Origin of the sequence: Streptomyces hygroscopicus (assembly GCF_026168105.1) — a bacterium.
GTDB classification, from domain to species: Bacteria; Actinomycetota; Actinomycetes; order Streptomycetales; family Streptomycetaceae; genus Streptomyces; species Streptomyces hygroscopicus_D.
Genome location: NZ_LBMW01000008.1, coordinates 159284 through 172108 on the forward strand (window position 1 = coordinate 159284; position 12825 = coordinate 172108).

Annotated in this window: 7 protein-coding genes; 2 read left to right on the forward strand and 5 right to left on the reverse strand. The window is 71.9% G+C overall.

All coding sequences use genetic code 11. The features are described 5' to 3' along the window. Positions 1–3: 3 nt before the first annotated feature. The 3 genes from mmuM to AAW14_RS11435 form a co-directional block, all read right to left on the reverse strand. Entirely contained in the window at positions 4–933 is a 930-nt protein-coding gene (gene mmuM / locus AAW14_RS11425; RefSeq protein WP_265562748.1) for a homocysteine S-methyltransferase, read from the reverse strand. Positions 934–1065: 132 nt separating this feature from the next. After that, entirely contained in the window at positions 1066–3555 is a 2490-nt protein-coding gene (locus AAW14_RS11430) for a SpoIIE family protein phosphatase (protein ID WP_265562838.1), read from the reverse strand. Between the two features lie 288 nt (positions 3556–3843). Beyond that, on the reverse strand, positions 3844–7848 hold the full coding sequence (locus tag AAW14_RS11435) for a HAMP domain-containing protein (RefSeq protein WP_265562750.1): 4005 nt from the start codon (positions 7846–7848) through the stop codon (positions 3844–3846). A 961-nt stretch (positions 7849–8809) separates the two neighbouring features. On the opposite strand from AAW14_RS11435, the gene AAW14_RS11440 reads away from it, so the two are divergent. Both AAW14_RS11440 and AAW14_RS11445 read left to right on the forward strand, forming a co-directional pair. Continuing rightward, entirely contained in the window at positions 8810–9604 is a 795-nt protein-coding gene (locus AAW14_RS11440; RefSeq protein ID WP_265562752.1) for an isocitrate lyase/PEP mutase family protein, read from the forward strand. A 39-nt stretch (positions 9605–9643) separates the two neighbouring features. Further along, positions 9644–10645, forward strand: coding sequence for an NAD-dependent epimerase/dehydratase family protein (locus tag AAW14_RS11445; protein WP_265562754.1), 1002 nt, complete (start codon positions 9644–9646; stop codon positions 10643–10645). Positions 10646–10869: 224 nt separating this feature from the next. On the opposite strand, the gene AAW14_RS11450 is transcribed toward AAW14_RS11445, so the two are convergent. Together AAW14_RS11450 and AAW14_RS11455 are read right to left on the reverse strand one after the other, a co-directional pair. Continuing rightward, positions 10870–11982, reverse strand: coding sequence for a sensor histidine kinase (locus AAW14_RS11450; RefSeq protein WP_265562756.1), 1113 nt, complete (start codon positions 11980–11982; stop codon positions 10870–10872). Between the two features lie 2 nt (positions 11983–11984). Further along, on the reverse strand, positions 11985–12725 hold the full coding sequence (locus AAW14_RS11455) for a response regulator transcription factor (protein ID WP_265562758.1): 741 nt from the start codon (positions 12723–12725) through the stop codon (positions 11985–11987). Between the last annotated feature and the right edge of the window lie 100 nt (positions 12726–12825).

Sequence of the window (12825 nt, forward strand, 5' to 3'; positions counted from 1 at the left end):
TGGTCAGTCGGTCCTTCCGAGCAACGCGGCGATCGACGCGATCGCCTGTGGGCCCACACGGCAGCAGCCGCCGATCAGGCGTGCCCCGGCATCGCGCCAGCCGGTGACCTGGGCGGCCGTGAACGTGGTGCGGCCGTCCCAGGCGCGGGCCCCGGCGTCCCAGGTCTCCCCGCTGTTCGGGTAGACCACCACCGGCTTGCCCGTCACCCGCGCCGCCGTCCCGACGGCGGCGTCCACGTCCTGCGGCGCGCAGCAGTTCACACCCACTGCGATCACCTCGTCCGCCTCGCCGGCCGGGGCGAACGCCTCCTCCAGCGGCTGCCCGGCGCGGGTGCGGTCGCCGGAGACCGTGTACGACAGCCACGCGGGGACCCCGAGTCCACGCACCGCCCGCAGCAGGGCCGCCGCCTCGTCCGAGTCCGGGACCGTCTCCAGCGCCAGCACATCGGGTCCGGCGGCGGCCAGCACCTCCAGGCGCGGGCGGTGGAAGGCCTCCAATTCGGCGACCGTGAGCCCGTAGCGGCCCCGGTATTCGGAGCCGTCCGCGAGCATCGCCCCGTACGGGCCGGCCGAAGCCGCCACCCACAGAGGCCGTGTGATCCCCTCGGCTCGCGCCCGCGTGGCCGCCTCGCGGGCCAGTTCGACGCTCAGACCGAGGAGCCCGGCGGTCCGCTCGTGATCCATGCCCCGCTTGGCGAAGCCCTCGAACGTCGCCTGGTAGCTGGCCGTGATCGCCACGTCCGCTCCCGCCTCGAAGTACGCGAGGTGCGCCTCGGTGATCGCCTCCGGCCGCTCCGCGAGCAGTCGCGCCGACCACAAGTCGTCGCTCAGGTCGTGCCCGGCGGACTCGAGCTGGTTCGACATGCCCCCGTCGAGCACGACGGTTCCGGCGGCGAGTGCCTCGGCAAGGGCGGGAGGGGTGTTGCGGTTCATGTCATGACGCTAGTCGAAGGACGGCTGTCATGGCGCAGGCCGAAGGACGGGCGTCATGGAGCAAGCCGAAGGACGGGCGGATGCCCGGGGGCCTCCCGTACATCGGCGGGATCCCCTCCCGACCCGTCCCGGCTAGCCGACACGGATGCCCACGATGCAGGTGTCGTCGTCCGTATCCGACTTGCTGTAGGTGAGGAGGCGGTCCAGCTGCTGGTCCAGCGTGGGAGGCACCGTACGGGCGGTGGTCAGCAGATGGGCCAGGGACTCCTCCACGGAACGGTCACGGCGTTCGATCAGGCCGTCCGTGTACATCAACAGCGTGTCGCCGACGGCGAGTTGGACCTCGTGCTCTTCGTACTTCGCCTCGGGTACGGCGCCGAGCAGCATCCCCTTGACGAGGGGCAGCGGCGCGGCCTCGTCGTCCCGTACCAGGACCGGTGGCAGATGGCCCGCCCTCGCCCACCGCAGGCTGCGGTCACGCGGGTCGTACAGGCCGCAGACCGCCGTGGCGGTGACGGAGCCGGTCAGATGGTGCGCCACCATGTTGAGCCACGAAAGCAACTGGCCCGGCCCGGCGCCCGTCACGGCGAGCCCCCGCAGCGCGTTGCGCAGGACGACCATGCTGGTCGCCGCCTCGATGCCGTGCCCGGCCACGTCGCCCACGCACAGCAGCACCAGCCGGGACGGCAGGACGACCGCGTCGTACCAGTCGCCGCCGACCAGCTGTTCGGTCTCGGCGGGCCGGTAGCGCACCGCCACCCTCAGGCCGGGGGCCTCCAGCGGGGCCTGCGTCGGGGGCATGATGGCGTGCTGGAGCTGGAGCGTCAGCCGGTTGCGTTCCGACGCCTGCTGTTCGGTGTGGGCCAGCTGGTCGCGGGTGGCGGCGAGCGCGACCTCCGTCCAGTGCTGGGCGGAGATGTCCTGGTAGGCGCCACGCACGACGAACAGCCGGCCTCCGGCGTCCAGCACCGGTTCGGCCGCCACCCGGATGTGGCGGGTCACCCCGTCGGGGCGCTGCAGCCGGAAGGCCGTCGACGCCGGCCTTCGGTTGTGGAGAAGGGTGCGCAGGAATCTGCCGATGGCGACTGCGTCGTCGGGGTGGGCGTGGGCGGGCAGGTCCTCCAGCGGCACAGGCACGCTCGACGGCGGCTTGCCGTAGAGGCTGAAGAGCTGGCCGTTCCAGGTGATCTCGCCGGTGAGCAGGTTCTCCTCGAAGCCGCCGATGCGGCCGAGGCGTTGGGCGTGCTGGAGCAGGCTCGCGAGGCGTGCCGTCTCGTCCTCGATGCGCCAGATGAGCAGGACGCTGCCCGCGTGCCGGCTGATGTTGATGTCGGCCACGGCCGCCAGCGGGACGTCGTCCACCAGGGAGGTGAGCCTCATACGGTGGGCGCGGAAGGGCTCGCCCGTGGCGTAGACGCGCTCTATCCGCTCGAAGAGCTCGCTCTCCCCGGCGGCCATGGGATACGCCTCAAGGAGCAGCGCACCGTTGACGACGCCTCGCGGACGGCCGCCGGGGTCGAGGAAGTGGCTGTTGGCGTGGTGGATGCGGAAGTCGACGAGGTCCCCGTCGGCGTCGAGGTGCGGCACAAGCACCAGGGCGGGGTCGTGGAGCCCGTCGGCCAGGTCCATCAGCTCCGCGACGTCCGGGAGGATCCGGGACCTGGCATCGCCGTCGGGGTGCGGTGGCGCACAGGTCTCCAGGGTGTGGGCGCACAGCTCGGCCAGGGCCTCGACCTGGCGGACTATCTGCGGCGGCTGGGGATCCAGCGGGGTCGGCCAGGCGATCTCCAGCACCCCGTGGATACGCCCGCCGGTACCGGCCGGCAGAGCGACCCGCCCGCCGTCCGGGTGGTGGTGCTGGCCGATGGAGGGCAGGCCGGTCGCGGTCAGGGAGGCGATCCACTGCCCCGCACGCTCGGCGAGACCGCGACGCGCCACGGTCGCCACACCCGGGGGCACGTACCGCCAGCGCGCGGCCTCCGCCGACGAGAAACCGGCACTGCCCGCCAGCGTGAGGGAGCCGTCGGATCCGGCGGCCCAGATGGCCACCGCCACCGCGCCGAGCGGGGTCAGGGCGTGCTCCAGCAGGGAATCGGCGACGGCCTGTGCGTCCTCGGCGGCGAGCGCACCGCTCTCGGCGGCCCGCAGCCGTACGGCGGAGGAGCGGTCCGCCGGGGAAGCGGCGTCCGAGGCCGGGGCGTCTCCCTCGGCGGGGCCCCTCGCGATGCTCAGGAAGGCGGTGGTCACCTCGGAGAGCCGGTCCCGCGAGGCCTGATTGATGACCTCGACCGCGAATTCGAGCGGTGTGGCGCCTGCCTGCTCCGTCAGCTCGGTCAGCTGCCGGGCAGCCTGCGCCGGTCCGCACCCCAGCCGCTCGACCAGGATGCCCTTGGCGAGTTCGATCAGGGCACGCCCGTCGGCCTCGGCCTGGGCCGCCCGCACCTCGCGGCGAAGCCGCTCCACGGTCGCCGCCAGCCTGCCGACGGGAGACGTCGCCGGATGCACCGACTCATCGGCACGGTCGCCACCCCCCGCGCTCACGAGGACCGGCTTGCCACCCACTGCGCCGGCGGTGTTCTGTTCGGTGGCTGTCGGGTTCTCGGGGGTTCGTTCGCCGCTCATCGTGCCGGCGGTGTTCTGTTCGGTGGCTGTCGGGTTCTCGGGGGTTCGTTCGCCGCTCATTGTGCGCGCGGCGGTCCGGTCGGCGACCGTCGGGCTCCCGTCGATCCGCTCGGCGTCGGCCGGGCCCCCGGCGGTCGGCTCGGCGTCCGCCGGGCTCGTGCCGATCGGTTCGGACGGTGGCTGGGGAATGCTCACGGTTGGCCTGTTCCTCGGCTGGGACGGGAGACGCATCACGGAGGGCGCCGGTCGGCGTCCGTTCGGCTGGTGCGCATGGCGGGTGTCCGCTTCTCAGGCGGGCAACCAGCGTCGGACGCAGGCGATCAGATCATGGCTGTCGACCGGCTTGGTGACGTAGTCGTTCGCCCCCGACGCGAGGCTCTTCTCCTGGTCTCCGGGCATCGCCTTCGCGGTGACGGTGATGATGGGCAGATCCGCGTACTGAGGCATCCTGCGGATCTCGGCCGTGGCGGCGTAACCGTCCATCTCCGGCATCATCACGTCCATCAGGACCACCGCGACGTCGGGATGGCCGAGCAGCGTCTCGATGCCCTTGCGGCCGTTCTCCGCGTGCAGGACCCGGAAGCCGTGCAGCTCCAGGATCCCGCTGAGCGCGAAGAGGTTGCGCGCGTCGTCGTCCACCACCAGCACCGTACGGCCGGTGAGGGAGTCGTCGACGGGCTGTGCCGCGGAGTGCTGCGGATCCTCGACGCGCACCAGGGACAGTACGTCCCCCGGCTCCTCGGCGGACAGGTGCAGCGTGATGTGCTCGCGCAGTTCGTCCAGGCTGGAGAGGAAGTCCAGCGGACGGCCCTCCGACCGGGACCGCAGGGCCTGCTCCTGGCCCAGGTCCACACGGTGGCCGCTGTGGACGAGCACGGGGACGCTCGCCAGCGCGGAGTCACCCTGCATGGCCTCGAGGAAGCGCGACGCCTCCTCGTTGGGCATGCAGAGATCCAGGACGACGCAGTGGCAGGGCTCGGCGGCCAGTGCGCTCGCCGCCTCCTGCGCCCCGATGGCGGTGATGATGTCGATGACCGCGCGCGGATCGCCGCTTTCGTGGTCGTGCGCGATGTCCGCGACCGCGCTCTCCGCGACGAGGGTCAGCAGACCACGCGGGCGCTCCTCGACGACCAGCAGCCGCCGCCTGCGCTGCCCGGGCAGCGCAGGCGGCAGAGAACCCGGACGCGGTGCCGGCACCGCCTCGGAGCGGACCGTGGCCGGCGCCTGCTCCCCCGACCGGCCGCCGCCGTCCAGCAGCTCCTCGAAGTCCGGGCGCGCCACCGGCAGATAGAGCGTGAACGTGCTGCCCTGGCCGGGCGTGCTGTCGACCGTGACGGCGCCTCCCAGCAGATGGGCGATCTCCCGGGTGATCGACAGACCGAGGCCGGTGCCGCCGTACTTGCGGCTCGTCGTCCCGTCCGCCTGCTGGAAGGCGCCGAAGATCGTCTCCAGCTGCTGCCGGGGAATGCCGACACCGGTGTCCTTCACCCGGAAGGCCACGACGGTGCCCCCGCGGAGGACTCCGTCGGGCACCTCGCGCCCGGCGGCCGGTTCGATGCGCAGCTCGACGCTTCCCCGTTCGGTGAACTTGACCGCGTTCGACAGCAGGTTGCGCAGGACCTGACGCAGCCGGGAGTCGTCGGTGAGCAGGTCGGCCGGGGCGCCCGGGGCGGTGGTCACCGTGAATTCGAGGCTCTTCTGCGTCGTCATCGGCCTGAACGTCGCCTCGACGTACTCCAGCAGCTGCCGCAGCGGAACACGCTCGGGACTGACGTCCATCTTGCCCGCCTCGACCTTCGACAGATCGAGGATGTCGTTGATCAGCTGGAGCAGGTCCGAGCCCGCGGAGTGGATGATGCCCGCGTACTCGACCTGCTTCGGGGTGAGATTGCGCGACGGGTTCTGCGCCAGGAGCTGAGCGAGGATCAGCAGGCTGTTCAGCGGGGTGCGCAGCTCATGGCTCATGTTCGCCAGGAACTCCGACTTGTACTTGGAGGCCAGCGCCAGCTCCCGGGCACGGGTCTCCAGTTCCTGCCGGGCCTGCTCGATCTGCAGGTTCTTGGCCTCGATGTCGCGGTTCTGCGAGGCGAGCAGGGAGGCCTTCTCCTCCAGCTCGGCGTTGGAGCGCTGGAGTTCGTCCTGCTGGACCTGCAACTCCTCCGACCGCTCCTGCAGTTCCCCGGTCAGCCGCTGGGACTCCTCCAGCAGTTCGTCGGTGCGGGCGTTGGCCACGATCGTGTTGAGGTTGACGCCGATGGTCGGCATGAGCTGGCCGAGCAAGTCCTGGTGGATCTGGGTGAAGCGGGTGACCGAGGCCAGCTCGATGACGCCGAGGACCTGGTCCTCGACCACGATCGGCAGCACCGTCAGGGCGCGTGGCACCGTGTGTCCGAGCCCCGAGGAGATCCTCACGTATCCCGGCGGCAGCTCCTCCACGCTGATGGCGCGGTGGTTGCGCGCCGCCTGGCCGATCAGCGAGCGGCCGACGGGGATGCGGGCGGGCCGCTCGTCGTCGTCGGGGTAGCCGTAGGAGCCCACCAGCCGTAGTTCCGGCCCGCGTTCGGTGTCCTCCGCGAGATAGAAGGCGCCGTACTGGGCCGACACCAGGGGCGTGAGCTCGTCCATGATCAGCTCGGCGACGACGGGCAGGTCGCGGTGGCCCTGCATCAGACTGGAGATCCGGGCGAGGTTGGTCTTCAGCCAGTCCTGCTCCTGGTTGGCCCGCGTGGTCTCCCGCAGGGACTCGACCATGGAGTTGATGTTGTCCTTGAGTTCGGCGACCTCGCCCGACGCCTCCACGGTGATCGAGCGGGTCAGGTCGCCCTCGGCGACGGCGCTCGCGACCTCGCCGATCGCGCGGACCTGACGGGTGAGGTTCCCGGCCAGTTCGTTGACGTTCTCCGTCAGCCGCTTCCAGGTGCCGGAGACGCCCTCCACTTCGGCCTGGCCGCCGAGCCGCCCCTCGCTGCCGACCTCCCGCGCCACCCGGGTGACCTCCGCGGCGAACGAGGAGAGCTGGTCGACCATCGTGTTGATGGTTGTCTTCAGCTCCAGGATCTCGCCGCGCGCATCGACGTCGATCTTCTTCGACAGGTCGCCGTTGGCCACGGCGGTGGTCACCAGCGCGATGTTGCGCACCTGGCCGGTGAGGTTGTTGGCCATCGAGTTGACGTTGTCCGTGAGGTCCTTCCAGGTGCCCGCCACGTTCGGCACGTGCGCCTGGCCGCCCAGACGGCCTTCGGTGCCGACCTCGCGGGCGACGCGGGTGACTTCGTCGGCGAAGGCGGACAGCGTGTCGACCATCGTGTTGATGACGTCCGCCAGGGCCGCGACCTCGCCCTTCGCCTCGACCGTGATCCTCTGCGACAGGTCGCCGCGCGCCACGGCAGTGGCGACCTGGGCGATCGAACGGACCTGGCCGGTCAGGTTCGACGCCATCACGTTGACGTTGTCCGTCAGGTCCTTCCAGGTTCCCGAGACGCCCCGGACGATGGCCTGGCCCCCGAGATTGCCTTCGGTGCCGACTTCGCGGGCGACGCGGGTGACTTCGTCGGCGAAGGCGGAGAGCTGGTCGACCATGGTGTTGATGGTGTTCTTGAGTTCGAGGATCTCGCCGCGGGCGTCGACGGTGATCTTCTGGGAGAGGTCGCCCTCGGCGACCGCGGTGGCCACCTGGGCGACGTTGCGGACCTGTGCGGTGAGGTTGCCCGCCATGAAGTTGACGGAGTCGGTGAGGTCACGCCAGGTGCCCTTCACGCCCTTGACGTCCGCCTGGCCCCCCAGACGGCCTTCGGTGCCGACTTCGCGGGCGACGCGGGTGACTTCGTCGGCGAAGGCGGAGAGCTGGTCGACCATGGTGTTGATGGTGTTCTTGAGTTCGAGGATCTCGCCGCGGGCGTCGACGGTGATCTTCTGGGAGAGGTCGCCCTGGGCGACCGCGGTCGTCACCTGGGCGACGTTGCGGACCTGTGCGGTGAGGTTGCCCGCCATGAAGTTGACGGAGTCGGTGAGGTCACGCCAGACACCGCCCACACCGGGCACCTGCGCCTGCCCGCCGAGCCGCCCCTCGCTGCCTGCCTCGCGTGCCACACGCGTCACTTCGGAGGTGAAGACGGACAGCTGGTCCACCATGCCGTTGAAGACGGTGGCGATGTCGCCGAGCAGTCCCTCCCCGTCGGCGGGCAGCCGGGTGCCGAAGTCGCCGTCCCGAACGGCGGTCAGCCCGGCCAGCAGCTGACGCAACTCCTGCTCGCCCGGGGACCGTTCAACCGTTTCGGTCGTCCTGCTGGTCATGCGCATCCTCGTTCCGCTCCCCAAGAGTCCCCGCACCGAAGACTCGGAACCGGGCCCGGCCCGTCGACGGTCCCGCTGGTTGCCCCGCATTCCCGCAGTTCACGGATCTGCCGGAAGAGAAAATACGTCGCAGACTAACTCAGTTGTCGTGCGACAACCAAAGCGTTGCGCAAGATCCCGGTCCGCGGGGTCGGTACGTGCAAGACAGGAATGCCGACGCGGATCCCGGGTACCGAAAAGGGTTTACACGGGCGCCGGTCGCCTACCGCCCACAGTGAATCAAGGTCGCCCCGCTGGTGGGGCGGTTTCCTTGCGGCCCGCGTCGTAAGGGCCGGGGGCGGTCGTTGCGGGCCGTCACCCCGGGAGTTGTCCGGCAAGCGGTTTCCAGCTCGTCCCGCCCGACCCGTTGACCTCGCGGCGGGCCCGCCCTTACTTTTTCGACGTTCGACATGGCAGATGTCGTACGAGATTTCGCACGTTGCTTGGAAGTCCGCGCCCCGAGGGGTGGTCCGTATGAGCCGCGACGACGAGCTGTCGTCGGTTCAACCATGCGTCCGTCCACGGCGCGACGGTGTACGCGGGTCTGGTGCGCGACGCCCCGTTGACGGAAGATCTGATACTGGAGGGTCGCTCACGTTGATCGCGGGCCCCTCCCACGGGGGTGAGCGTGTCGGCTCACCCCCGCTCACAAGCCCCTGGGGCGTCCCGACCGGAACCGGGGCGCCCCAGGCCTGTGTCGCACGGCGGTCCTTCGAAGGCGGCGACTCGGGCGCCGGGTGCCGCGAGGAGACGCCGAGCACGCTTCGGCGACCACCGAAGCGATGCCCGCCTACTGTTCCGGTACGACCGAAACCGGGCCCGGAACCGCCGGGGCGCCGACCGCCGCCTACTTGGCCACCCGGCCGAGCAGGAGCTCCGGCTCGCCGCCCCGGATCCGTGCCCCAGGCCCCGGAGACCGCCGATGACCCCCTTCGCCGCCCTCCATCACGCCGACGCACCGCTGCTCCTGCCCAACGCCTGGGACCACGCCTCCGCGTTCGCCCTCGCCGCCGCGGGATTCGAGGCGGTCGGCACCACGAGCCTCGGGGTCGCCGCTGCCGCCGGGCTGCCCGACGGGGCGGCGGCGACCCGGGACGAGACGCTTGGCCTGGCCCGCCGGCTCGGCACCGGCCCGTTCCTGCTGTCCGTCGACGCCGAAGGCGGCTTCAGCGACGACCCCGAACGGGTGGCCGAGCTGGCCCGCACCTTGCGCGCCGCCGGAGCCGTCGGCGTGAACCTGGAGGACGGACTCGGAGCGGCCGAGCTGCACTGCGCGAAGATCGCCGCCGTCAAGTCCGCCGTGCCGGACCTCTTCGTGAACGCCCGAACCGACACGTACTGGCTGGGCGACGGGGACCGGACGGACACCCTGCGCCGCCTCGACGCCTACCAACAGGCCGGTGCGGACGGGGTGTTCGTGCCCGGCCTCACCGACCCCGAGCGCATCGCGGACCTCGTGCGGCACACGGAGGTCCCGCTCAACGTCCTCCACTCGCCCGCCGGACCGACCCTCGACCGGCTCGCCGACCTCGGTGTGCGCCGTGTCAGCCTGGGTTCGCTGCTCTACCGGCACGCTCTCGGCGCGGCCCTGGAGACGGCCGAGTCCGTCCGCTCCGGCAGGCGGCCCCGGGGCGCGGCCCCGACGTACGCCGACGTACAGGCCCTGAGCGGAGGCGTCGACCGTCCGTCTTACGGACCGGTGATGTCGTCGGCTTGATCCGGGCTCCCGGGGGTGCGCGCCCCTAGCGTGGGGCACATGCGTGTACTGGTCACCGGCGGTGCCGGGTTCATCGGGTCACATGTGGTCGAGGCGCTCGCGGCGCGCGGGCACGAGCCCGTCGTGTTCGACGTCCGGACCGACGCGGGATCGGACGTGCGGGACCGGGATGCCGTCCTGCGCGCCCTGCCGGGTGTCGACGCCGTCTGCCATCAGGCGGCCATGGTCGGACTCGGCAACGGCTTCACCGACGCGGCGGAATACGTCTCCCGCAACGACTTCGGCACCGCCGTCCTGCTCACAGCCATGGCGGAGGCCGGCGTACGGAGGCTGGTGCTGGCCGGGTCGATGGTGGTGTACGGAGAGGGACGGTACGTCTGCGCGCAGCACGGGGCGGTACGGCCGGGCCCCCGGACCGTGGCCGACCTGGCGGCGGGGCGCTTCGAGCCCGGGTGCCCGGCCTGCGGCCGGGACCTGTCACCGGGACTGGTCGGGGAGGACGCACCCGCCGACCCGCGGAACGTGTACGCGGCGACCAAGCTCGCCCAGGAGCACCTCGCGGCGGCCTGGGCGCGCGCCACCGGTGGCTGGGCGGTGTCCCTGCGCTATCACAACGTCTACGGGCCGGGCATGCCGCGCGACACCCCCTACGCGGGTGTCGCCTCCTTCTTCCGCTCGGCACTGGCCCGCGGCGAGGCGCCGCGGGTGTTCGAGGACGGCCGCCAGCGTCGGGACTTCGTCCACGTACGGGATGTGGCGGCGGCCAATGTCGTGGCCCTGGAGGCGGCTTCGGCGGACGGGGCGCTCACCGCGTACAACACGGGAAGCGGTGAACCGCACACGGTCGGCGAGATGGCCGGAGCCCTGTCCTTCGCGTACGGCGGCCCCGAGCCGGTGGTCACCGGGGAATACCGGCTGGGGGACGTGCGCCACATCACGGCGGACTCGTCGCGGCTGAGGTCCCGACTGGGCTGGAAGCCCGAGATCGGGTTCCAGGAGGGCATGAGGGAGTTCGCACGGGCCGGACTGCGCGGGGAGTGAACGCGTGGGAGCGATCCGGGGCAGGTCCGCTGCGCGGCTCCATATCCTGCACGCTCCGTGCGCTGTCGCGCTCCGTGCGCTGTCGCGCTCGATACCTCGCCCGGCTCGATACCTCGCCCGGCTCCATACCCCGCCCGGCTCCATACCTCGCCCGGCTCCATTGCTCCCGCGGTTTCAACCCTCCCGGCCGGACGCAGTCGCTCGCTGAATGCGCGTGCCCGCGTTCACGCCTCCGCCGTGGGCAGTGTCACCTCGAAGCGGCAGCCGCCGGGGATGTTGCGTACGGCGGCCCGCCCCTGGTGTGCCTCGACGATGCCGCGGACGATGGCAAGACCCAGGCCCGCGCCGGCCGGAGGGGTGCGCGCGTGGGTGCCGCGCCAGCCGGTGTCGAAGACCCTGGGCAGGTCCTCCTCCGGGATACCTCCGCAGCCGTCCGTCACGGACAGCACCACGCCGTCGGGGGACCGCTCGGCGGCCACCGCGACCGTACCGTCGGCCGGTGTCCGGCGGATGGCGTTCACCAGCAGATTGCCGAGCACCCGGCTCATCTCCTTGCCGTCCACGTCGACCGGCACCTGCTCGACCCGGTCGCCCACCAGCCGTACGCCGAGCTCCCTCGCGAGCGGGTCCGCGCCCGCGAGGGCGTCGCCGACCAGGTCGTACAGGGAGATCCGGGACGGCGTGAGGGCGAGGGTGCCCGCGTGGATGCGGGATAGTTCGAAGAGGTCGCCCACCATGGTGTTGAGGCGTTCGACCTCGGTGCGGATCTGGCGCAGATAGCGGTCGGGGTCGGCGGCGACACCGTCCTCCAGCGCCTCAGACATGGCGCGCAGCCCGGCAAGCGGGGTGCGCAGGTCGTGCGAGATCCAGGCGACGAGTTCGCGGCGGGAGGCCTCCAGCGCTCGCTCGCGGTCCCTGGACTCGGCGAGCCGTACGCTGGTGGCCGCCAACTCCCGGCTGAGCGCCTCCAGTTCGGCGGTCGCCGGGCCCGTCGGGGCGGCGAAGTCGCCGCCGTCGCCGAAGGAGCGGGCGGCCAGCCGGAGTTCCCGGCTGCGGGCGACCACCCAGCGGCCCAGCAGCAGCGCGGTGGCCAGCGAGACGATGGCCGCCATCGCGACGACCGTCGTGACGACGCTCAGGTCGTGCGCGGACAGGAACATCGCCCAGGCGACGGCCAGCGTGCCCGCGAGCATCGCGGTCACGGCCACCGCCGCGACCACGGCGAGCGAGGCGGTGAGCGAGCGGCGGCGCAGCAGCCACAGGGCCACCGCGCCGAGCAGCCCGGCCGCGGCGGCTCCCAGGAACGCGAAGAGGGCGATCAGGAGGGTGTCGCGCATGGTCACTCCTCGCCGTCGGAAGGGTCGAAGCGGTAGCCCACGCCCCACACGGTCTGGATCAGGCGCGGCCGCGCCGGGTCGTCCTCCACCTTGCCGCGCAATCGGCGCACATGGACGGTGACGGTCGACAGGTCGCCGAAGTCCCAGCCCCACACCTCGCGCATCAGGTCCTCCCGGCTGAAGGCGTGGCCCGGGTGCTGCAGGAAGAAGGCCAGCAGGTCGAACTCCCGCAGGGTGAGGGAGAGTTCGGTGCCCTTCTTGGTCGCGCGGCGGGCCGCGGGGTCGACGCGGAGCCCGGCCGCGCCCAGCGGCGGCGCCGCCGTACCCGGCCGGGTACGGCGCAGGACCGACTCCACCCGCAGGACCAGCTCCCGGGGGCTGAACGGCTTGGTGACGTAGTCGTCGGCGCCGACCTCCAGGCCGAGGATCCGGTCGTCCTCGTCGCCGCGTGCGGTCAGCATGATCACCGGCACGGGCCCGCGGGCGCGCATCCGCCGGCACACCTCGAGCCCGTCCATCCCGGGCAGCATCAGATCCAGGACCACCAGGTCGGGCCAGTGGGCGGCGGCCCGGGTGAGGGCGCCGGGCCCGTCCTCGGCGCGGTCGACGAGGTATCCGGCGCGCTCCAGGTAACCGGAGACCACCTCGGCCACGGTGGGGTCGTCGTCCACGACGAGGACGCGGGCGGCCCGGGCATCCGGTCCGGCGGGCTCGGCCCCGGTCGACGGGTGCTGCTGGTTCATGCTGCCAGCCTCGCATCACCTGCCGCTCGCCGCGGCGCACGGGTGCCGACGTCCGCGTTTCGTAAGGAGCTGAAGTCCGATATACGCCTTTCGCGTTCGT